The sequence below is a fragment of the Lysinibacillus sp. fkY74-1 genome (genome assembly GCF_053165895.1).
In genome coordinates, this window is the sequence record NZ_CP170173.1 from 1,580,460 (window position 1) to 1,603,362 (window position 22,903).

Consider the following 22,903-nt stretch of genomic DNA (forward strand, 5'->3'; position numbering starts at 1 on the left):
GCTGTAATATGAATCCTCAAAAAATAATGGCCCAAATTTTAGCGATGCAAACTATTCCTAGAGTCAACAGTGAATTAGCAGAGCAGCTAGATTTGAAGCCGCATCATCATAGTATTGGGCTCGTGACCCTCACAATTGATGATGTAGGATATGTTGCACTAGATGAAGCAACAAAGAAGGCAGATGTTGAAGTTGTCTATGCGAAAAGTTTCTATGCGGGGGCGGCACATGCATCTGGTCCCTTGTCAGGGGAGGTCATTGGCATTATTGCTGGGACCTCGCCTGATGAAATCCGTAGTGCTCTAGATGCCATTCAGCAAAAAATAGAGTTTGACACGTACTTTGAAGCTATTAATAACAATGACAACCATGCCTTATTTGCCCATACCGTGGCAAGCTGTGGGACGTATCTTGCTGAGCTGGCAGATGTAAAGGTGGGCACACCCCTTGCGTATTTAATCGCACCGCCATTGGAGGCTGTTGTTGGTTTAGACGCAGCATTAAAGGCAGCAGATGTAGAGCTAAAGGTTTTCTTTGGCCCTCCCTCGGAAACCAATTTTGGTGGCGCTTTATTAAGTGGCAGCCAATCATCCTGCGAGGCTGCGGCACAAGCTTTTAGAGAAGCCATCGAAAATTTAGCAAGAAACCCAGTGATTTAGAAAGGAGGCGGCTTTATGGCCACATTAGACAAAGACTTATTAGCTATTCAAGAAATGAGAGATGCCGTTAGACATGCTAATACAGCACAAGCTGCCTATATGCAATTTTCACAGCAACAAGTAGACAGCATCGTGAAAGCTGTTGCGGATGCTGCCTTTAAGGAAGCTGATCGCTTAGCAAAAATGGCTGTGCAAGAAACAGGGATGGGTATCCCTAATCATAAAAAAATGAAAAATGAAGTTGCTTCACGAGATGTCTATGAAGATATTAAAGAATTAAAAACGGTCGGTATCGTAGGCTATGATCGAATGAAAAAAGTGGCGGAAATTGCAAGTCCTTTTGGGGTCATTGCAGGAATTGTGCCAACGACGAATCCAACATCTACCGCCATTTTTAAAACATTAATTTCTTTAAAAACAAGGAATGCCCTAGTGCTAAGTCCTCACCCATATGCTGTGAAGTGTACAAAAGAGGCGTTAGACGTTTGCCGAGTAGCTGCAGAACAAGCAGGTGCACCAGAAGGTTTACTGCAATGTTTAACAATGTCTTCAATGGAGGCAACACAGCAGCTAATGAAGCATCCTGATATTCATTTGATTTTAGCAACAGGTGGCGGCGCATTAGTGAAGGCGGCGTATAGCTCAGGAAAGCCTGCTTATGGGGTAGGACCAGGAAATGTCCCAGCCTACATCGAAAAATCAGCAAATATTCAAAAGTCTGTACGTCAATTGGTGCACAGTAAATCGTTTGATAATGGGACAATTTGTGCTACTGAGCAGGCTATTATTGTAGATAAAGCCATTGCAGAGCAGGTACAAACAGAATTAAAGAAAAACGGTGCTTATCTATTAAATGCTGAAGAAAAAGCTAAAATGGAGAAATTAATTTCACCAGTTCCTGGAAAGGTGAATCCACAAATCGTTGGCAAATCAGCATCCTGCTTAGCAGATTCTGTTGGCATCACTGTCCCAGATGAAACCAAAGTACTTGTTGGCTTGGAAACGATGATTGGTAAAAATATTCCGTTTTCTCTGGAAAAGTTATCACCTATTTTTGCTCTCTATATTGTCGAAAACAGTACAGAAGCTAAGCAAGTGATGATTGACCTTTTAAATATTGGCGGACGCGGACATACATGCTCGATTCATACTGAAAATGCAGCTTTAGCAGAGCAATTCTCCGTTGAATTACCAGTATCTCGTATTGTAGTAAATACACTATCCTCAATTGGGGCAGTAGGTGGCACAACTGGATTAGCACCATCCTTTACATTAGGCTGTGGTACATTTGGCGGCAATATCACGTCGGATAACATTACTGCAAGACATCTTTTAAACATTAAACGTATGGCTTATGGCATTAAAGATGTAGAGGTGCCAAAGCCAGAGTTTGAAGTGCAGTCTGTTGTTGAGTCGGTTGTATCACAAGAGCCTTCTTTAGACACAACAATGGTTCAACAAATCGTTGATCAAGTATTAAAACAAATCACATTACAAAATAAATAATTTGGAGGAATGACAAATGAGTACAGCATTAGGAATGGTAGAAACAAAAGGTTTAGTAGGAGCAATTGAAGCAGGAGATGCAATGGTAAAAGCGGCAAGCGTTAATTTAGTAGGTAAAGTACATGTTGGTGGCGGTATCGTAACAGTTCTTGTTCGTGGAGATGTAGGTGCCGTAAAAGCAGCAACAGATGCAGGCGCAGCAGCAGCACAACGTGTAGGAGAACTTTTATCTGTTCATGTAATTCCACGTCCACACCATGAATTAGAAATGATTTTACCAAAAGCAGAAGCTTAATAAATCAGCAATGAGAGCTGATCCAACTAAAGGACAGCTCTCATCTTGTCATCAAGAAACAACAATCCATTTAATATAGAGGTGGCTAACGTGACAACAGCGACAAAAACATTTCCAGTGGCCATTTCGGCTCGTCATATCCATCTAAGTGAAGCGGATTTACAAGCGCTTTTTGGTCCACATGCAACGTTAACAAAGGATTTTGACTTATCGCAGCCAGGACAATTTGCTGCAAAGGAGCGTGTCTCCATTGAGGGACCGAAAGGCATTATTCATAATGTCCGAATACTTGGTCCAGTAAGAGCAGCTACTCAAGTGGAAGTCAGTCGAACAGATGCGATGAAACTTGGGGTAACTCCTCCGCTGAGACAGTCAGGAGATATTGACAACTCAGCAGGCATTAAAATTATTAACCAAGATCATGAATTGGCCATCGAGCAAGGGGTCATTATTGCACAAGCACACATTCATATGACTGAGGAAGATGCGAAAGCATTAGAAGTTCAAAACAATGAATTGGTTTCTGTAGAAGTAATCAGTGACCGTCCAGTTACATTTCGCGGTGTAGTGGTACGAGTTTCCAATGATTTTAGTTTGGAAATGCATATAGATACGGATGAAGCAAACGCTGGTTTTATTGAACAACAAGCACAAGGAACAATAGTAAAAGTAACATCGTAAGGAGGAGGCAAGATGCAAGAAAATTTAGTGCAAAAAATTGTAGAAGAAGTTCTGCAGCAAGTTTTAAAAAATCAATCTTCCCCTCCACATGACGGTAAAATTCCAATTGGTGTATCTGCCCGCCATGTCCACCTTGCACAAGCAGAAGTGGAACAGCTCTTTGGTGAGAATTATCAGCTTACACCAAAGTTTGAGCTTTCACAACCTGGGCAATTTGCTGCGGAGGAAACCGTGGTCATTGCTGGTCCAAAAGGATCGATTGAGCGTGTACGTATACTGGGTCCAGCTCGTTCATTGTCTCAAGTGGAAGTCAGTTGGACAGATGCCATGAAACTAGGGATAAAACCACCATTAAGAATTTCAGGTGATATACAAGGCTCTAGCCCTGTTACATTGATTGGTCCAAAGGGGAGTGTCGTGCTAAATGAAGGACTCATTATTGCACAAGCACACATTCATATGTCCCCTGAAGACAGTGCGAAATTCAATGTAGTAGATGGACAGTCTGTACAAATCAGGGTAGATGGTATTCGCCCAATTATTTTATCGAATGTGGTGATCCGTGTATCAGAGCGTTATCGTTTAGAGATGCATATTGATACAGATGAAGCCAATGCAGGTTTAATTCAGCAAGGAACATTAGCAGAAATCGTTCAGCATCAAGTGAATGAGCAACCGATCCCAGTGAAAGAGCAGTCTCCAGTCGTAGCAAAGGTAGAAAAACCAGCTATCTATCATTATGACAAAAAGCTACTTTCACAATTGGAAGTGTTAGAAATAGATGCGCAAGAAATTGTCGTGCCAAAGAAAACCATTGTAACGGCGTTAGCTTATGATAAGCTGCGAGAGTTAAATAAAACTTTAACGATCTGTTCTGAGTAGCAAATTAATCTGTGTAGCATAAAGAGGGTGAAGTTCATGCAAATGGGAAGAGTGATAGGTAGTGTATGGGCAACACGCAAAGAGGAAGGGCTGAATGGTTTAAAACTACTAATCATTCAACCAATTGACTCCAATCAACAGCCGATTCGCACTGAAATTATAGCAGCTGATCGTATCGGCGCAGGGATTGGTGATGATGTCCTAATAACAAGCGGTGGTTCATCACGCTATATTATGAAAGAAAATCCGTTACCAATCGATGCAGTTGTCATTGGTATTATTGATTCTACTGAAGTGATGAGAGGTGAGGACAATGAGTAGTGCAATTGGCATGATTGAAACAAAAGGATTGGTAGGTTCTTATGAAGCGGCTGATGCGATGATTAAAGCATCTGATGTTACAATCGTCAAGCAGGAATTCGTAGATGGTGGCATTGTGACAGTGGTCGTGAAAGGTGACGTAGGTTCTGTACAAGCAGCAGTAGAAGCCGGAAAAGCGGCTGCTATGCGTGTTGGAGAATTATTAGGCGCTCACGTAATTCCAAGACCTGATGAAGAGGTATTCCAAATGATTAAAGGACCAGAGGCACCGAAGAAAAAGCCGGTTTCTACATCTACATCAACACGTGCTAAAAAAACAACCGAAGCCACACCAGCGACAGATAATCGAGGTGAAGCATAATGGCATTTCGTAAAAATAAAATCGCTGTGATTGGTGCAGGTCATACCGGTTCTACATTGAGTTTATTTTTAGCACAAAAGGAACTAGGCGATGTCGTTCTTGTCGATATTCCCGAAGCAGAGAACCCAACAAAAGGGAAGGCATTGGATTTACTACAAACAGGCCCAATAGAAAAGTTTAATGTATCTATTAAAGGAACAAGCAATTATGAGGATATTGCTGGTGCAGACATCGTAGTCATAACAGCAGGAATCCCTCGTAAGCCAGGCATGAGCCGTGATGATTTAGTGACAACGAATGCGAAGATTATTCAACAGGTTTCAAGACAAATTAAACACTATGCTCCAAATAGTATTGTCTTAGTTTTAAGTAATCCGGTTGATGCTATGACGTATGTCTGTCACAAGGAAACAGGCTTTGCTAAAAATCGTATTATTGGTCAGTCTGGTGTGTTAGATACAGCTCGCTTCAACACGTTTGTTGCACAGGAGCTACAAATTGCACCTGAAGATGTCTCTGGCTTTGTGCTAGGTGGACATGGTGATGAAATGGTACCATTAATCCGTTATTCCTATGCAGGAGGTATTCCGCTAGAAAAACTCATCCCCCAGGATAGACTCCAGCAAATCGTCGAACGTACACGCAAAGGTGGCGGTGAAATTGTCGGTTTATTAGGAAATGGTAGTGCGTATTATGCACCAGCTGCTGCATGCGCGCAAATGGTTGAAATCATTATCAAAGATCAACGGAAAATAGTCCCTTCTATTGCCCTATTAGAAGGTGAATATGGGTACCAAAACCTGTATCTAGGGGTACCAACAATTTTAGGAGGCAATGGCATTGAATCTGTCATCGAATTGCACCTAACAAATGAAGAACAAGCAGCGCTTCAGCATTCTGCCGAGGCTGTTAAACAAGTAATTGCCATTTGCCAAAACATAGAGTGATCAGACTCTACTTACGATGAATAGAAAGAATCCCCATCTTTCTTTAAATTGAAAATGAATGGCAGCTCCTACAAATGTTTGATTGGAAACCGAACATTACTCGAAAGCTAGTGAAAATTCTCCTAAATATATACCTCACTTTGAGTAAGAGAGGACGAACTGTAGCAAGCGCATGGTTTGCTACAGTTTTTTTATTTCCTAAAAATAAGCTAAAGGAAGTTGACTTTGCCCAAAAGGGAAAGTGTATAACGGATATAAGCCATAGATAAAAGGGAGAAGGACTGGTGTGAGATCAATTGTGGTGTATCAACGAAGAGGAGGAAGATTTAGTTTCTTATGCTGCAGTTGGCGATGGCGGCAATGTGATTTGTTGTATTCCAACGCTGAACACAGCAGTTGCTATCTCATCACTCTTTATGGTCAATGCACCAGATAGAGGGCTGTTTATCAAAGAACATATTATTCCAACATTAATGCGATAATAACACAACCTATATCATAACAAACCATATCACCTCTACTATAATCAAAGGAGGAGGGATGAGGATGAATAACATCATACAGGAGATGATTGATTGGATTGAAGATCATCTCTTAGAAGGCTTTTCATTAGAACATTTAGGGAAGCATATGGGCTATTCCCCGTATTATTGTTCGTTTAAATTCCACCAAATAACGGGAATCACCATTAAAAAATATGTTTCATTACGAAAGATATATTTGGCCTCTGAAGCGTTAAAAAAGTCGGAAGAAAAAATAATCGATATTGCCTTACATTATGGTTTTTCAACACAGGAATCCTTTTCTAGAGCCTTTAAAAAGGCCTTTGGTATAAGCCCTCATGAATTCCGAAAGTCCCCACAACCTTTGCAAACATTTGTAAAAAAGAATTTAAAGGATGAAAGAGGATGGTTTACGATGGATATTTCTTCAAAATTAAAAATTGAAGCATTGCAAGAGAAAATACATGCGCAATATGATCAAGCGATATTGAATGTTTTAAATGGTCAAATGATGTACGAGGAGTTTTCGAAACAGCAATTAATGGGGAACAGTGATTATGTACCTTTCAATGAAGCCATGTGTAGCAATCAAACAGCAAGCCCGATTTTGGGCGAAGAATTTAACAAAATTCGTGCCGCTGGACACCAAGTAACAGTACAGGACTATGAGCATATAACAGTAAATCCTTTGAAGTTATTGTGGACCAAAAACTACCAATGTATCGTTTTATGGTTTGGGGATGATATGTTTTGTCAAATGAACTTGCTAACTGTACTTGCTTTTCTGGAGCAGCAAAAATACGAAGGCAAAGTTTATTTCCATATGGTACAGGAAGCGACCTATGATGTGGATGAAATGGAAATTGTGCTTGGAGACTATTTAAAGATTTATCAAGACGTTTTGATCCGCCATCGTATCCCGGAGGCAACGCTTTTACCAGTAATGTATCAGGGGATTCAATTATATTTTGACTATTTAAAAGAAGAAAATGATATTTCTTCTTATATTAAGAAACATGTTGATCAGTCCCCACAGGAATTGTTAACACAATTATTTCGCCTCTTTCCTCAATATGGGCTTGGAGATACTCAGTATTTAAAAATAATAGATAAAGTGAAAAATGAAAAATCTGAGTAAAACTACTAAATGGTCCACAATATACAAAATTTTCGAAAATATGATAAACTTATAGCACAAGGAGGATGAAAGCATGACTATTCAACAATTTACTGACTATGTTAAGAAGATGCAGCATTATGAGGAAGCACTCAATGTGATTTATTGGGATATGCGAACGGGAGCACCTAAAAAAGGATTAGCACAACGTTCAGAGGTAATAGGTACATTATCAGCCTCCTTATTTGATATGCAAACGAGTGAAGAATTAGGTGAGCTTCTATTAGCATTAGAGGCAAAAAAATCAGATCTTGATTATGTGACACTTCGTTTAGTAGAAGAAGTAAGAAAGAATTACGATCAAAATAAAAAAATTCCTGCTGAAGAGTATAAAGAATTTGTTATTCTACAATCGAAGGCGGAAACGGCTTGGGAAGAAGCAAAGGAAAGCAATAATTTTGAACTATTCCTACCATATTTAGAGGAAATCATTCAATGGCAAAAAAAATTCATTCAATATTGGGGTATTAAAAATGGATCTCCATATAATACATTGCTCGATTTATATGAACCTGACATGACGACAGATGTATTAGACCAAGTATTTGGTGATTTACGAGAATCTATTGTAACGCTTGTACAAAAAATTGCTGATTCATCGAATAAACCAGATACAAGCATGTTATTTAAGCATTTTCCACGTGAAGCTCAGCGTGAACTATCACTAGAGATGCTAGCTCAACTTGGTTACGACTTTGATGCTGGCCGTTTGGATGAAAGTGTGCATCCATTTATGATAGGTTTAAATTACGGAGATGCTCGTATTACAACAAAATATGATGAAAATGATTTCCGTTCAGCTATTTTTGGTACCATTCATGAATGCGGTCATGCCATGTATGAGCAAAACATTGATGCAAAGCTTGCAGGCTTGCCGCTAGCTACTGGTACATCGATGGGTATTCATGAATCACAATCATTATTTTATGAAAACTTTGTCGGCAGAAATGAAAAGTTCTGGGAGCATAACTATGAGCGACTTCAACACTTCTCACCAGCTCAATTTGGCGATGTTGCATTAGGTGATTTTTTACGTGCCATTAATATGGTAGAACCATCCTTCATTCGTATTGAAGCAGATGAACTAACGTATCCACTACATATCATGATTCGCTATGAAATTGAACGTGACTTGTTCAACGGGGATTTACAAGCGAAGGATCTTCCGCAAGTATGGAATGATAAGTATGAGGAATATTTAGGCATTCGTCCTGAAACAGATGCAATGGGAGTATTACAAGACATGCACTGGTCAGGTGGTATGTTTGGTTACTTCCCGTCCTATGCATTAGGAATGATTTATGCAGCGCAATGGAAGCATGCGATGGACAAGGATATCCCTCATTTTGATGACTTACTAGAAAAGGGAGAGCTACTGCCAATTCGAGAGTGGTTAACTGAGAAAGTTCATCAATATGGAGCATTGAAAAAACCATTTGAATTGCTAAAAGAAGCAACAGGGGAAGGCTTAAATGCCAAGTATCTTGCAGATTATTTACAAGAAAAATATACGAAACTGTATCAATTATAACGTGAAAAAAGAGATTTCTCGGAAATGAGAAATCTCTTTTTTTATGTTTACCACAATTGATAGCCTTTGGAGCCAGCCGGTGAATTCGAAATAATATCGAAAATTGGCACGGTGTAAGCGAATAAGATTAAGGCTACTAAAATGACAAGCCATACTTTAAAGTTTTCTAAAATAGCGGGTGTTGGACCACTAAGCTCATGTACATCCCCAATAGGGAACTCCTCTTCACCCTTAGGAGCAAACCAAGCTAATTTCACGACGATATAAATAATGATTAGGATGGCGATAAAGAGAATCGTTCCGCCCACAGCTTGTGCAATTTGATAAGGAATCCAATCATATGCCTGTGAAGCACCACCATATTCTGAGTAATCTGAACGACGAGGTGCACCGATAAGACCAGCAATATGCATAGCAGAAGACATAATAGTCATACCGACTGCCCATAAGATACCAGCGAAATTACTAAGATTATTTAAAGCCTTTGTTAAAGTCCGTCCTGTTAAATGTGGTATTAACCAGAAGGCCGCACCAAAGTATGTTAAAACAACAGCAGTTGCAATCGTTAAATGGAAATGCCCAGTCACCCAAATAGTGTTATGGATTAATTGGTTCATTTGATAGGAGGCATTGACAATACCGCCAGCACCACCAGGAATGAATGCCACCATACCGATAAATGGAACGAAGAAACGAGAATCCTTCCAAGGTAATTTTTTGAACCATCCGAACAGTCCTTTTCCACCTAATTCTCGACCACGTAATTCGAACATGGCAAACATCGAGAAGGCTGTCATTAGAGAAGGAACGATTACAGCAAATGTTAAAACAACTTGAATGAACTTCCATGTACCATCAATACCAGGCTCTGTTAACTGATGGTGAATTCCAACAGGAATAGAGAACAGTAAGAATAGCATAAACGAAAGTCTTGCTAAAGAATCGGAGAAAATTTTTCCACCAATTACTTTTGGAATAATTACATACCAAACCATATAAGCAGGTAATAGCCAGAAGTATACAAGTGCATGACCGAAATACCAGAAAAGGGTACGGGATAATGCAACATCGACACGTTCAATTAAACCTAATGACCATGGTAATAGTTGAATTAATACTGATGCTGCTACACCAAGTGTTGCAACGAACCACATTAAATTATTGACAACTACCATAAACGATAATAATGGGCTACGTTCACCGCTACCTTTATTTTCTTTACGCCATTGAGCATAGCGTAAAATTTGACCTGCGCCGCCAACCCAAGAACCGACTACGACTAATGTAAGGCCTAGATAGAAAATCCAGTGTGCCTTTAGTGGTGCATAGAACGTATAAAGAACAGTTGCTTTATTTAATAAAACCATCGTTGCCGCAGCAGCTGTACCGATTGTCATTAACCAAAAGCCGACCCAGCCAAGTCTACGTTGACCATTCGTAAATGTACCTGATGTACGACTTACACTAGCAATTTGGAAACCGTAAATAAAGAAAGTAGTTAAAATAAGACCGAGTAATACTCCGTGTACGGTTAATACTTGATAATAGCCAATGCCCGCTGGTAATGTAAATTGACCAGAACGTACAAATACTTGTAATAAACCTGCAAGACCACCTAATAACAATGCGATAAATGCTACATATATATGCGCCATAGCTAGCTTTGCATCGCGACGATCTACTTTTGTCATTGAATTAGTGTGACTCATTTGAATCCACCACCTTTAGCATAGAGTGCATCATCGTATGTCCTGTACCACAATATTCATTACAAACGATTAAAAACTCGCCTACTTTGTTGACTTCTGTTACATATTCTGAAATATAACCAGGCTCAAGCATCATGTTAATATTCGTACCTGCAACCTCAAAACCGTGCATGACATCCTCGCTTGTCGCGATGAATTTGACCTTTGCACCCAGTGGAACCTCAATTTGTGGAGGATTATAATTGAATGCAGAAGCGATGACAACCACCTCGTAATCCCAATCTTTGCCCTCTACCTTATGGACTCCTGGATTATCGAAAGGTGCTGTCTCTTTCACTTTCTCGTAATCTAGTGTTTTTTTACCATTATTCGGGTGGGAGCCTTGATGAAATGCTCCGATACCGAGAATAATGAGGAATGCGACTAAAGTAGTAACTCCGAACACAAGCCAATACTTCTCATACTTATGTATGTGCATATGTTTCTGTCCCTTCTTCGTAGATTAAAACCTTCCAATGAACAAATCAAAGCAGTACACCCAAAGTAAAATAATGATGATACCTACTCCAAAAACTGCATAGAGTGAACCTTTTAAATTCTCATCTGACTTCTTTTTGTTTGCCATTTTTTGCTCCTCCTACGCTTTTTATAGTTGGTGTTTCTTACAGACATCATATATAAATCCGATGCAATTTGATGTGAAAAAAATCACACTTCTATAGAAAATATGTGAAGAAAGTGTGAAGAATTCAAGGGAGAAAAAAACAAGCCATCTCAAAAGTCATCGAGATAGCTTGTTTCATTATTATATTTAGCTTTTTTTTAATAAAAAAATAGATTTTAAAGAAGTCCTACCAATTTTTCTAGGAGCAAGGCAAAATTAAAACATATATGGTATTTACTCTTGCATATAATGTCTTATTGGACATAGACTTTAAACCTAGCTTTCTATTCTGCTTCTTCTTCAATGGTTAATAGAACTGTTAGAGCTCCGACGCTCGGGATGGAAACAGGGAGAGCGAAGGCCTTTTCAAAGCCATATAATTTTGTATTGCCCACCATCACAGTTGGCGGAGTGATATCAATTTCTAAGCTTTCTTGCCCAACAGCCGTACATAAATTTCCTGCAATCATGTTACCAAATTCCCCTGTAAAGGATTCTAGCATTTCTCCTTCAAGCGGCATACCGAACATGGTACTACCGATTCCGCTGAATACTTCGGGAGTGGAGTCAATGATAACGCGACCCTTTAAATCTCCTATTAAGCCAATCAATACACCCATTTGCTGTTGTTGAAAGGGTTCAGAAATAATACTAGGCGACTTTACTTCAATATCCATAGGAAGAATTGATTTTAAAGCGTGAATAGTCCCGTTTAAAATAGTTTGAAAGTACTTCGAATTACTCATCATTACCGCATCCTTTTTCCGACTTTTCTACATCTTACCATGTAAAAAGGGTAAGATGAAAGTATGTCTTGACGAATTAACAGGAAATTTATAATATATTAGTGAGAATGATTTTCAAATTCAATGTATGGGTCTGAAAAACAATAGAAAAACACTTAATTTATATGAAAAGGAGCGGTCAGCAATGACATTCGTATTGATTGGAACAGCTGTAGCGATCTATATTGGAGTAGGAAAATACGTCATGAAACAGGCGACTGCACATTTGAAATAAGAAACTATACGAAAAAAAAGATAAGTATGGTCCGAGCACTCGGAGCCATGCTTTTTTTGTATTTCTCGAAAGATAGGAAGATTTCTTGGGGAATTACAAATAAAAATTAATTGTTTTTTCAGAATAATTACAGTAAATAGAATTTTTATTTTTTTCTGAAAACTATTGAAATATCCTATTAATCTCTGATAAGATTTTAAAAAATGGAATCGCGTTTCATAATATGGAACGGAGGGGGAAAATGGGATTGAATATTTTAGAAGTAAAGGATTTGAAAATAGGTATTCAGCACAATAAAAAGGATATTTCCATTGTGAATGGGGTGTCATTTCAACTTGAAAAAGGAAAAACATTGGGGATTGTAGGGGAATCTGGTTGTGGAAAGAGTATGACGTCATTATCTCTTATGGGGCTGTTGCCATCTGGGGTTGAATGGCAAAGCGGCGAGATTTACATAGATCAAAAACAAATTCATAAAAAATTAAAGAAGGAATGGCGCAAGATTCGTGGGAAAAAAGTTTCAATGATATTTCAGGAGCCAATGAGCTCCCTTAATCCAGTGTATAAGGTAGGCTCCCAAATCATTGAAATGATTCATAGCCATGAAAATATTTCAAAAAAAGAGGCGCATGAGCGAGCGGTTGATATGCTTCGCCTTGTTGGTATTCCTCGACCCGATAAAGTGGTTAATGAATATCCACACCAATTATCTGGCGGGATGAGACAACGGGTGATGATTGCCATGGCATTGGCTTGTGGACCAGAAATATTAATCGCAGACGAGCCTACTACGGCATTAGATGTAACTATTCAGGCACAAATTCTAGAGTTAATGAAAGATATACAAGAAAAACTGGACATGTCCATTATTTTAATTACTCATGATCTTGGCGTTGTGGCTGAAATCTGCGAGAAAGTGATTGTGATGTATGCGGGTGAAATAGTTGAAGAAGCGAATGTGTTGGAATTATTTGATCATCCACTCCATCCCTATACGAAAGGGTTACTAAACTCATTGCCGGATATGGAGACAGAACAAGAATATCTTCCGTCTATTGAGGGGGTGGTACCATCACCATCCGATATGCCAGCAGGCTGTAGATTTTTCGATCGATGTGAATTTGCAACTGAAAAATGTAAAAGTAAACCAGAACTATTTACTACGTCCATTGGTAGCACGGTTAGATGCTGGTTATATGAAAAGGATGATGTGGGAGGAGGAAATGTCAATGAGCAGTCCATTGTTAGAAGTTAAACACTTAAAAAAATATTTTCCAGTGAAAGGATCACGTTCGGGAAATTTAAAAGCAGTAGATGATGTTTCATTTTTTGTAAACGAGGGTGAAGTTTTAGGAATTGTAGGGGAATCTGGTTGTGGAAAATCCACAATGGGTAAAACACTTATTCAACTGCTAACACCTACTGAGGGCGAAATTTTGCTGAACGGAGAAAATATAGCCACACTTAGCGCCAAAGAGGTCCGTCAAAAACGTCGTGATATGCAAATCATTTTTCAGGACCCTTTTTCGTCCCTTAATCCGCGTATGAAGGTTTTTAAAATCATTGAAGAACCTTTAGTGAATTTTGGAATCGGTACTAAGGAAGAACGGAAACAACGTGTTTATGAGGTCGCTAAACAGGTGGGGCTTACAGAAAAGCAGCTCGATCGTTTTCCACATGAATTTTCAGGCGGCCAAAGACAGCGCATTGGAATTGCAAGAGCATTAGTATCCAATCCGAAATTGATTGTGGCAGATGAACCTGTATCTGCACTCGATGTATCCATTCAGTCTCAAGTGCTTAATATTATGAAAGATTTAAAAAGGGACATGAACCTTACCTATATTTTTATATCCCATGATTTAAGTGTCGTGCATCATTTCTGTGATCGTATAGGGGTGATGTACTTAGGGAAGCTAGTGGAATTGGCTGACAAACATGAGTTGTTTAACAATCCGAAACACCCTTACACGAAAGCATTGCTATCTGCATTACCTAAGTCTCATCCTTCAAAGGTTAAAGAACGAGTTGTCCTTAGCGGAGATGTGCCAAATCCAGCAAATCCCCCTTCAGGATGTACCTTCCATACACGGTGTCCAAGCTGTATGGAGATTTGTAAAGTGACACCTCCGAAATTAAAAAAAATTAGTGATCAACATGAAGTTTCTTGTTTACTTTATGAAGAACAAATGGAGCGATTAACATGAGTAAAACATTGGAAAAAGGAATTAATATTTTAACGCTATTTACAGAAGAAAAACCTTCTTGGCGGTTAGATGAACTAGCTATAGAAACTGATATTCCTAAACCGACCTTACATAGATTTCTAAAAACATTTACGGATTTAGGCGTATTAAAACGACCATATGTACAAAGTGGAGGACAGGTGGTTTTAAGTGATCATTATTTACTAGGGAATAAACTAATTGAATTAGGGGCAATAGCTGCTAATTCCATAGAGATTCGTTCGTTAGCCATTCCGTATATGAAAATGTTACAACAGAAATTTGATTTGGCTGTTCAATTAGTAGTATTGGATGAAACGGATGGCCTTTATATAGAAAAAATAGAAAGTCTAAAACCGGTTCTATTATATACAAGAGTTGGAAGAAGAGCACCACTATACGCAGGTGCCTGCTCACGTATTCTTTTATCTTTTCAATGTGAAGAGAAAATTAACGAGGTCCTCCAGAAGCCTCGAAAAAAATATGCGAGTGGAACCCCTCATACGGATAAAGAGATTGATGAATTAATTGAATTTGGTAAGAAAAATGGCTATGCCTACAGCGTATCAGAATTGGAAGAAGGAACTGTATCAATAGCGGTGCCGATTTTTAATAGTGATCGAAAAGTAGAGTACTCCATTAGTATTGCTGGTATAGAATCACTACTACCACAGGAAAAAATAAATACGTTTTTAGAGGGACTGTGGGAAACTGCTGCGTTAATTTCGGCTGAACTAGGTTATTCGATGCCATATCCTTATGGCATATAAATAGCACAAATATAAAAGGGGATGAACAATAATGAAGAAACAAAAATGGCTAGCACTATTACTAGTGTGCATGATGATTATTTTGTCAGCATGTAGTGGCGGTACTTCAACAAAAGAAGACAGTAAAAATAGTAGCAAATCTTCTGGTGAAAACGCAGCACTCACAAGAGGAAATGAATTAGTTATCCGTGTGGCAGGAGATCCTCAAAACTGGGATCCCATTGATACGTTTTTACTGTCTTGGAGTACGGTAGCAACATCGGTCTTTGAAGGATTAGTTAGTCGTTCTTTAGATTTAGAAATTCAACCTGGATTAGCGGAATCTTGGGAATATAAAGATGACAAAACAATTGTCTTTCAATTACGCCAAGGCGTTACCTTCCATAATGGTGAACCATTTAATGCGGAAGCGGTGAAATTTACTTTTGATCGTTTGCTAGGAGATGAAGGTCAAAAAGGTCCTCAATATTCCAATTACACTTCTATTGATCATGTGGAAGTAACGGGTGAATATGAAGTAACTATGCACTTAAATTCTATTGATCCGGTATTACTCACAAAACTATCAGGGTATGGTGCTGTAATCGTGCCACCTAAATATATTCAAGAACAGGGTGCAGAGAATTTTGATATGAAACCTGTTGGTACAGGTCCGTTTAAAATGACAGATTATCAACGAGATAAACAAGTTGTGATTGAACGTTATGCAGATTATTGGAATAAAGATGCTATTAAACTAGATAAAGTTACATTTAAAGTAATCCCAGAAACAGCAACAGCACTTGCAGAGTTACAAACTGGCAATATTGATATTATGACACGTTTGGAAGTTTCCCAAGCTGCAACAGCAGAAGGAACTGACTTTATTGAATTAATGGAAGTATCTACACCTACAGCTTATTCAATTCGTTTTGACACGGCGCAAAAGCCAGTTGATGATGTACGTGTTCGTCAAGCTATTAACTATGCTATCGATAAAGAAACGATTGTCAAAGAAATTTTAGGTGGCTATGGGAATCTTATAAGCTCATTCCAAAGTGATTTATCATTTGGCTATAATAACGATTTAGAGCCATATCCATATGATCCTGAAAAGGCAAAAGAATTACTGGCTGAAGCGAATGTTCCAGAAGGTACTACATTAGATTTCTATATTCCAGGTACTGACGGAACATTTAAAGAGATTGCTCAAGCAGTAGCGTTTTACTTAGAGGAAGTTGGCTTAAAAGTATCTATTAATAGTGTGGAAAATACGACATTCCAATCAGAGTTAATCCCTCAAGGAAAAGCGGGACATATGTATAAAAATGGCTGGGGCGGATGGACGCTGGACTTTGATAATACAGCTTATTTAATGTATCACGAGGGAGAATTCTGGAACCCATCCTATAAAAATGAAAAAGTGGAACAATTATTAGCAGCAGAGCGTGCCACTATTGATAATGACGAAAGACAAAAGGTTTTTAAAGAGCTTACAGAAGTATTATATGAAGATGCAACTGAAGTCAACTTATATTCGGAAGTTGAAATATACGCAGTGAATAAACGAATAAAAGGTTTCCAACCACCACATGATGGCCGCTTTAATTTTGCAGGTGTCACTGTCGAGTAAGTAAAAAATTATGAGATAGTATGCTAGCATACTATCTCTTTCATTTCACATTAGGAGGATGGAATTATGCTTTCCTATATTCTACGACGTTTGTCGCATACCGTGCTCGTGATTATTGCGGTTTCATTAATTATATTTTTCTCCATTCGTTTAACAGGTGACCCCGTAAGTATCATGTTTGGGGCTGGTGAACCTTCACAGCAGGCAATAGAAGAACTGACAGCCAAACTCGGTTTGGATAAGCCTGTTTGGGAGCAATACTTCATATTTATGAAGGATTTAGTAACACTTGATTTTGGTACTTCCTATCGTTCCAATAGCCCAGTTTTAGAGATGTTACTCGAACGAGCGTGGCCGACAATTGCACTTGCTTTAGGTGGAATGGCAGTGGCATTGTTTATAGCTGTTCCGCTAGGTATTCTATCAGCTATTTATAAAGGAAAATCCATTGATGTGTTTAGTCGTATTTTTTCTTTGTTAGGCATTTCTTTCCCTAATTTTTGGTTGGCGTTTATGCTAATTTTAATTTTTGCTGTTCAACTAAAGTGGCTGCCAGTATCCGGATTTGATGGGTTTAGCTCATTAATTTTGCCATCCGTTGCCTTAGGGCTCATCCTATCTGGTATTTTAGTTCGATTAATTCGTACGTCTATGCTGGAAGTACTTAAAATGCAATATGTCACAACTGCACGGGCGAAAGGCATAAGAGAATGGCTAGTTATCATTCGACATGCTTTCCGCAATGCCTTATTGCCAACTGTAACATTTGTTGGTTTACAGTTTGGAGGGCTATTAGGAGGTGCAGTTATTGTCGAGCAAGTCTTTTCTTGGCCTGGAATTGGAAGGTTAATTGTTGATTCTATTAATCAACGAGACTATCCAGTAGTCCAGGGAGGAATCATCCTTTTAGCACTTATGATGATTTTAGTAAATCTAATTGTTGATTTATGCTACTCCTTGATTAACCCAAAAATTAGAACTGGAAGAGGTGAGCAATAATGACTCAAATAATGGAAACAGAAGCAATCGAAATAAAAAAAGCCAATAAAATCGTAACCGTTCTGAAATTCATGAAGAATAATCCAACGGGCATAATAGGCTTATTATTGGTTGTCACTACGATACTGTGTGCTATATTCGCGCCTTATATTGCTCCCTATGATCCGGGGGCGGCTAGCTTAGGACATCGACTTGACCTACCCAAATGGCTAGATGATACAGGTAAATCTCAATACGTTCTCGGAGGAGATCAGGTTGGGCGTGATTTGCTAAGTAGAATTATTTACGGAGCACGTATATCTCTATTAGTCGGGATTTGTGGCGTCATCATTTCATTAGTGCTTGGTACATTTCTAGGCATTATTTCAGGTTACTTTGGGAAATGGATGGATGATTTAATTATGCGGCTAGCCGAAGTTCAAATGGGGTTACCGTTTATTTTACTAGCCATCGTAATTATGAGTGTTTTTGGAACAGGTATTGAAAAAATTATTATTATCCTTGGACTTACATATTGGGTTAGTTTTGCGCGATTAATTCGAGGAGAGATTTTAGCTTTAAAGGAACAAGAGTATATCCAAGCAGCAAAGGCAATTGGTGGGACACATTTCAAAATAATCATGAAGCATATACTTCCTAATGTTGCTTCCTCTATTCTAGTGTTAGCAACGATGTGTATTGCAGAGTTTATTTTATTGGAGGCCTCTTTAACATTTTTAGGGCTAGGCGTGGAGCCTACAGTACCTTCGTGGGGAGGAATGTTAGCGGATAGTCGAAATTATATGACCTCTGCTTGGTGGATATCTGTTTTCCCAGGCGTTGCCATTATGTTAACGGTTTTAGGCTTTAATTTATTAGGAGATTGGTTGCGAGATCGCTTAGATCCAAATATGAAAGTTTAGGTGATATGATGAACTCTATAATTTTTTCTAGTTTATTTCAAAAGAACGAAACGAAAAAAAAACCTTCTTTATTTATCGATTTACCTAAAGATTTAATTCCATTAGGATTAATTGATTTTTGTTTACGCTTAGGCTTTGAATCAAATGAAATAGACTTTGATTTATTTCAGCCAGCCAATCAGTCCTATACAATGAAGTTTTTACCACATACTAGCACATTTATTTCAGAAAATAAGTCAACATGGATTATTTATTATGAGAGTGAATCAGCACTTTCTACATTGTTAAGTACTATAGCCAGTGATGGCATAGTCGAAACCCAAACAGTCAGCTCATTCACGTATTATGAGAATTTAAGTCATCTTTGGACAGCCTATGGCACGGGTGAAAAGGATGAGGCCCATCCCCAACAACATGTAAGTGTGAAAATGGATATACAAGAAGAATTGAAGACAAGTGCTCTGTTAAAAGAGGCTTGCTATTTTGCATTGCGTTTAGGTTTATATGCGACATCTATTTCATTACCAGCTATAACAACAGAAGAGCGACATGTATCTATTTCCTTCAAGCAAGAACTCGAAAGTTATATGGAGTTGACCGCCAAAAACACCATTCAAATTTGTGGTACGAAAGAAAGCCTACCAGCCGTTGTCCATTCGATTGTAACAGCAAAGCATGTGTCAGAGGGTGGACTGCTTGGAGTTTGGGAGTTAAACGAAAAACAAGTGAATGAAGCGGCTATTTTAATGGAAGAAAAGTGGACTGATGAATCGGAAGCTTCTTACATCATAAAAGCACTGGAAGAAGAACCAGATACAGCGTTAGAGGCTGAAATTTATATGACAGCCGATAAAAAAAATCGTGACCAATTCAGGTTAGATGTATATGAAAAATTTTCTAATTTAACAACCATTAAAGTTCGCTCTGCCTTTAAAACAGGGTTATACTGGATATTAGAGGAAGTACTCCCATCTGTCGAGGGGGGCTTTGAAAATATCAAAATAGTTTGTAAGGATGGGGTAAGTGAAGACGGTTTAGAGCAACATAATCGCTGGATTATGGAGCTATACCCAGTAGATGAGATGATCGAAATGCAATATGGCTTACCTAAAGAGCATGTGCAATTTGAGCTTTCAAGCACGCAACAACATGTGTATAGAGTATTTGTTAATGATCAACTAATTGCTGAGCTCAATCCCCTTATGAGTGAAGTGGATTATGTGGACGGTCAGAAAAAAGCTTATCCGACTACCGCTGGATATCGATTATTGAACAAGACGGAGAGAGTGCAAGAGAATATCATATTTTCAGATCGTGAACGGTTCTATAAATTTTATGTGAAAGAATTTTTGCCACAAATGGTGAAATTGTTAAAAATAGATACCCATAATGTTAATCAAGGTCAGCTATTTCCATTGTTTGATCGAATAGAAATTGATTTTACTTCTTCTGGAATTGAAGAAGAAATCGGTGTTCAGCAAGAAGCGAATTCATCGTTTGAGGCGCTATACGAGGATTTATATTTTAATACATTAGACTATTTTCATGAGCTTGGCCGTCAGTTAGTAAATCAGCCATACAAAGCTCCGGGTGGCGTTATTCCTTATATTCATATAGAACAAGATCTGTATAAGCCTATCAAAGGTGTCATCAAGGTTTACCAGTGGAATGACAAACGAATGACTGATCCCATTACAAAGCGAATCTTGTTTAATCAAGAAGGGCAGTTTGACACTGTAGAGATGTCTATAGGTAATGGACTGAAGGTAACTGAGGCAAAAATCTATTTAAAGCACAACATGAAAAATATTTTTCCATTGTTAGAGCGTTTTAAACAATATTCAGAGGTCAAATTAAATTATGGAGATATATCTTATAAGGGTCATGTCATTCCCTTTATTGAAGTGACTGAACCGATTACGAGTGAATATTATTCAGGGCTAAAAAAAACAGATGAAAAACATACGATTGTTTTTGAAGCTGGTCATCATCCAAATGAAGTGTCTAGCACGCCTGCTATATTGGAGCTAATAGAGGATATTATTGGTCATCATCCAGAAATATTACAAAAAATGAATGTTATTATAATCCCTTTAGCCAACCCTGATGGTTATGAAATAATGGAATATTTGACAAAGGAACATCCGAAGTGGAAGCATCATGCGGCACGATTTAATGCGGTGGGATTAGAATTTGCGCATGTGAAATTCTTGAAAAGTGCGTTCGGTGAGGCAAATGTATTACCACTTATCTTAAAGAAATGGGCCCCAGATATTGTTGTAGATGACCATGGAATACCTGCTCGTGAATGGGTTCAACCGTTCGCAGGTTACGCCTGCCCACCGATTTTCCCAGTTTCTTATACGCTTCCGAGTGCCAAGATTTATGGGATTGGTCGATATGCAGATGATGATGCTACGAAAGAAATTCAAGCCCGAAACTTGGAGCTAGTAGCCGAAAGAGTTAATAGGCTGTTTGAAGGATCGACGTTTGCTCAAGAAAATGACTATTGGCGCGATCGATATTATAAATATGGAACAAAGTGGGATCCAGATAAATACCCCATTGAGGAGATGGGGAATATTAACTTTTATCGAAGTATGGAAGTAACTCCATCGTATTCATCAGTTAGTATTTTACGTTATCCACAGTGGATCGCTTTAGATATAATTTCCGAAGTTGCAGATGAAATTGTTTATGGTGAAGAATTAATTTCGTGTATGGCAGCACATAAATTATTTAATCGGGCAATTTTAGAAGCTGCAATAGCTACTCCAGTAAATAAATATAAACAATCTGGACGTTACATAAAAAAACGTCCGATAGAAATTAGGTGACGAACACATGACAAAAATTTTATTAACGGGATTTGAGCCATTTCTTGATTACAAGCTCAATCCAACTATGCAAATTGTAGAAAATTTAGATGGTGAAAAGATAGAAAACTATCATATTATTGGAAGAATTTTATCTGTCGACTTTCAACAATCTGCCGAGCAGCTAAAGCGACATATAGAAGAAATAGAACCGCAAATCATTATTTCCTTAGGACTGGCAGGAGGGCGTTTTAAAATAACACCTGAGCGAATTGCTATTAATATTAAAGATGGGGAGCCTGATAATAACGGCTACTCACCCGTTGATGAGAGCATTCAAGAGGAGGGGGCAGATGCTTATCTGACGAATTTACCCATTCGCCATATGATTAATCGCTTGCAAGAAGAGGGCTATCCGGCTGAAATCTCTAACACAGCAGGTACTTATTTGTGTAATAACATAATGTATGAAGGGCTTGTATATGCACAGCAACATGAAGGGGTACGTGCTGGTTTTATTCATATACCTGCTTCTTTTGAATTAGCCATTCAACATGGCAAAATTCCAGGTTGGCATATTCGTGATTTAATTGCTGCTGTAAAGCTTTGCATTGAGGAGACAGTACGTGCAGGTAATCATTGAATTTCCTCATTCAATGTGGATTAGCAAACATACTATTCGCTTTTCCTTTAAGGAAGAAATATCCGACACAAACTTTTATGCAGTACAAACATTTACTCGATTTCTGAAAAAACAGCTACGACACCATCTTGTCGAAAGTGTTGCAAGCTATCATACAGTTACAGCCTATGTGAAACAACGAATAGATGTCGATCTTTTAAGAATGCAATGGCTTGCTATTCAAGCATCAGCAGCCGTTGATGACAGAACAAATAGACGATTAAAAATCCCGGTTTGCTATGATGAAGAATTCGCCTTAGATAGGCAACGAGTGATGGACTATACGGGTCTATCATTTGAGGACATTAAAATGCTACATATGTCAAAAAGCTATTATGTTTATTTAATTGGCTTTTTGCCAGGCTTTCCTTATCTTGGGGAACTTGATTCTAAGTTATTTATGCCACGTTTAGAGAAGCCGAGGGCATCTGTGTCTGCGAGTTCTGTTGGGGTTGGAGGCGGACAAACAGGAATCTATCCTGTCGATTCACCTGGTGGCTGGAATATTATTGGAAAGACGCCATTAAAACTATTTAATGTCAATGGTAAAGAGCCCTTTCTATTTGAACTGGGTGATGAAGTTCAGTTTTATGAAATAACTAAGCAACAATATTGGGAAATGAAAAGCAAAGGAGTGTAGC

The 22,903-nt window shown here is 38.5% G+C and carries 24 protein-coding genes; 20 read left to right on the plus strand and 4 right to left on the minus strand.

Going from position 1 to position 22,903, the window contains the following annotated elements; genetic code table 11:
- Nucleotides 1–8 precede the first annotated feature (8 nt).
- The 11 genes from eutL to ACE1MS_RS07480 all read left to right on the plus strand — a co-directional run bounded on the left by eutL (nt 9) and on the right by ACE1MS_RS07480 (nt 8,863).
- On the plus strand, nt 9–659 hold the full coding sequence (gene eutL / locus ACE1MS_RS07430; RefSeq protein ID WP_012293768.1) for an ethanolamine utilization microcompartment protein EutL: 651 nt from the start codon (nt 9–11) through the stop codon (nt 657–659).
- A 15-nt stretch (nt 660–674) separates the two neighbouring features.
- Nucleotides 675–2,165 carry an aldehyde dehydrogenase family protein gene (locus ACE1MS_RS07435; RefSeq protein ID WP_051800233.1) on the plus strand — a complete coding sequence of 497 codons (1,491 nt, stop codon included), beginning with the start codon at nt 675–677 and terminating at the stop codon, nt 2,163–2,165.
- A 16-nt stretch (nt 2,166–2,181) separates the two neighbouring features.
- The gene (locus tag ACE1MS_RS07440) at nt 2,182–2,460 is read left to right on the plus strand and encodes a BMC domain-containing protein (RefSeq protein WP_008176438.1); all 279 of its coding nucleotides are present in this window, start codon (nt 2,182–2,184) and stop codon (nt 2,458–2,460) included.
- Between the two features lie 90 nt (nt 2,461–2,550).
- Nucleotides 2,551–3,141, plus strand: a complete 591-nt coding sequence (locus ACE1MS_RS07445; protein ID WP_031419421.1) for a phosphate propanoyltransferase — start codon at nt 2,551–2,553, stop codon at nt 3,139–3,141.
- A 12-nt stretch (nt 3,142–3,153) separates the two neighbouring features.
- Entirely contained in the window at nt 3,154–4,023 is an 870-nt protein-coding gene (locus ACE1MS_RS07450) for a phosphate propanoyltransferase (RefSeq protein WP_012293771.1), read from the plus strand.
- A gap of 36 nt (nt 4,024–4,059) precedes the next feature.
- Nucleotides 4,060–4,344, plus strand: coding sequence for a EutN/CcmL family microcompartment protein (locus ACE1MS_RS07455; protein ID WP_036215427.1), 285 nt, complete (start codon nt 4,060–4,062; stop codon nt 4,342–4,344).
- The gene (locus ACE1MS_RS07460; RefSeq protein ID WP_012293773.1) at nt 4,337–4,705 is read left to right on the plus strand and encodes a BMC domain-containing protein; all 369 of its coding nucleotides are present in this window, start codon (nt 4,337–4,339) and stop codon (nt 4,703–4,705) included. The genes ACE1MS_RS07455 and ACE1MS_RS07460 overlap by 8 nt, the downstream gene beginning before the upstream one ends.
- Nucleotides 4,705–5,652, plus strand: coding sequence for a malate dehydrogenase (mdh, locus tag ACE1MS_RS07465; protein WP_012293774.1), 948 nt, complete (start codon nt 4,705–4,707; stop codon nt 5,650–5,652). Before ACE1MS_RS07460 ends, mdh begins: the two co-directional genes overlap by 1 nt.
- A gap of 296 nt (nt 5,653–5,948) precedes the next feature.
- On the plus strand, nt 5,949–6,134 hold the full coding sequence (locus ACE1MS_RS07470) for a hypothetical protein (protein ID WP_447402802.1): 186 nt from the start codon (nt 5,949–5,951) through the stop codon (nt 6,132–6,134).
- Nucleotides 6,135–6,198: 64 nt separating this feature from the next.
- Entirely contained in the window at nt 6,199–7,293 is a 1,095-nt protein-coding gene (locus tag ACE1MS_RS07475; protein WP_143815516.1) for a helix-turn-helix transcriptional regulator, read from the plus strand.
- Between the two features lie 73 nt (nt 7,294–7,366).
- Complete coding sequence (locus tag ACE1MS_RS07480) at nt 7,367–8,863, plus strand: carboxypeptidase M32 (RefSeq protein ID WP_031419426.1); 1,497 nt, start codon at nt 7,367–7,369, stop codon at nt 8,861–8,863.
- 47 nt (nt 8,864–8,910) lie between these two features.
- On the opposite strand, the gene ACE1MS_RS07485 is transcribed toward ACE1MS_RS07480, so the two are convergent.
- The 4 genes from ACE1MS_RS07485 to ACE1MS_RS07500 all read right to left on the minus strand — a co-directional run bounded on the left by ACE1MS_RS07485 (nt 8,911) and on the right by ACE1MS_RS07500 (nt 11,982).
- On the minus strand, nt 8,911–10,572 hold the full coding sequence (locus ACE1MS_RS07485; RefSeq protein ID WP_031419427.1) for a b(o/a)3-type cytochrome-c oxidase subunit 1: 1,662 nt from the start codon (nt 10,570–10,572) through the stop codon (nt 8,911–8,913).
- Nucleotides 10,559–11,050, minus strand: a complete 492-nt coding sequence (locus ACE1MS_RS07490) for a cytochrome b5 (protein ID WP_016991924.1) — start codon at nt 11,048–11,050, stop codon at nt 10,559–10,561. The genes ACE1MS_RS07485 and ACE1MS_RS07490 overlap by 14 nt, the downstream gene beginning before the upstream one ends.
- A gap of 24 nt (nt 11,051–11,074) precedes the next feature.
- Nucleotides 11,075–11,197: a hypothetical protein gene (locus tag ACE1MS_RS07495; RefSeq protein WP_009370491.1), complete on the minus strand. Its 123-nt coding sequence runs from the start codon at nt 11,195–11,197 to the stop codon at nt 11,075–11,077.
- Nucleotides 11,198–11,520: 323 nt separating this feature from the next.
- Nucleotides 11,521–11,982 carry a chemotaxis protein CheX gene (locus tag ACE1MS_RS07500; protein ID WP_031419428.1) on the minus strand — a complete coding sequence of 154 codons (462 nt, stop codon included), beginning with the start codon at nt 11,980–11,982 and terminating at the stop codon, nt 11,521–11,523.
- A 515-nt stretch (nt 11,983–12,497) separates the two neighbouring features.
- On the opposite strand from ACE1MS_RS07500, the gene ACE1MS_RS07505 reads away from it, so the two are divergent.
- The 9 genes from ACE1MS_RS07505 to pxpB all read left to right on the plus strand — a co-directional run bounded on the left by ACE1MS_RS07505 (nt 12,498) and on the right by pxpB (nt 22,902).
- Nucleotides 12,498–13,511 carry an ABC transporter ATP-binding protein gene (locus tag ACE1MS_RS07505; protein ID WP_031419429.1) on the plus strand — a complete coding sequence of 338 codons (1,014 nt, stop codon included), beginning with the start codon at nt 12,498–12,500 and terminating at the stop codon, nt 13,509–13,511.
- Nucleotides 13,486–14,463 (plus strand): ABC transporter ATP-binding protein, encoded by a 978-nt coding sequence (locus tag ACE1MS_RS07510; protein WP_036167742.1) that lies wholly within the window; start codon nt 13,486–13,488, stop codon nt 14,461–14,463. The genes ACE1MS_RS07505 and ACE1MS_RS07510 overlap by 26 nt, the downstream gene beginning before the upstream one ends.
- On the plus strand, nt 14,460–15,251 hold the full coding sequence (locus tag ACE1MS_RS07515) for an IclR family transcriptional regulator (protein WP_447402803.1): 792 nt from the start codon (nt 14,460–14,462) through the stop codon (nt 15,249–15,251). Before ACE1MS_RS07510 ends, ACE1MS_RS07515 begins: the two co-directional genes overlap by 4 nt.
- 31 nt (nt 15,252–15,282) lie before the next feature.
- The gene (locus ACE1MS_RS07520) at nt 15,283–16,863 is read left to right on the plus strand and encodes an ABC transporter substrate-binding protein (protein ID WP_447402804.1); all 1,581 of its coding nucleotides are present in this window, start codon (nt 15,283–15,285) and stop codon (nt 16,861–16,863) included.
- A gap of 66 nt (nt 16,864–16,929) precedes the next feature.
- Nucleotides 16,930–17,862, plus strand: coding sequence for a nickel ABC transporter permease (gene nikB / locus ACE1MS_RS07525; protein WP_031419433.1), 933 nt, complete (start codon nt 16,930–16,932; stop codon nt 17,860–17,862).
- The gene (locus tag ACE1MS_RS07530) at nt 17,862–18,764 is read left to right on the plus strand and encodes an ABC transporter permease (RefSeq protein ID WP_080720003.1); all 903 of its coding nucleotides are present in this window, start codon (nt 17,862–17,864) and stop codon (nt 18,762–18,764) included. Before nikB ends, ACE1MS_RS07530 begins: the two co-directional genes overlap by 1 nt.
- A gap of 8 nt (nt 18,765–18,772) precedes the next feature.
- Nucleotides 18,773–21,601 carry a M14 family metallopeptidase gene (locus ACE1MS_RS07535; RefSeq protein WP_447402805.1) on the plus strand — a complete coding sequence of 943 codons (2,829 nt, stop codon included), beginning with the start codon at nt 18,773–18,775 and terminating at the stop codon, nt 21,599–21,601.
- 7 nt (nt 21,602–21,608) lie between these two features.
- Complete coding sequence (pcp, locus tag ACE1MS_RS07540) at nt 21,609–22,223, plus strand: pyroglutamyl-peptidase I (protein WP_012293787.1); 615 nt, start codon at nt 21,609–21,611, stop codon at nt 22,221–22,223.
- On the plus strand, nt 22,207–22,902 hold the full coding sequence (gene pxpB / locus ACE1MS_RS07545; RefSeq protein WP_036161247.1) for a 5-oxoprolinase subunit PxpB: 696 nt from the start codon (nt 22,207–22,209) through the stop codon (nt 22,900–22,902). Before pcp ends, pxpB begins: the two co-directional genes overlap by 17 nt.
- The last annotated feature ends 1 nt before the right edge of the window (nt 22,903 follow it).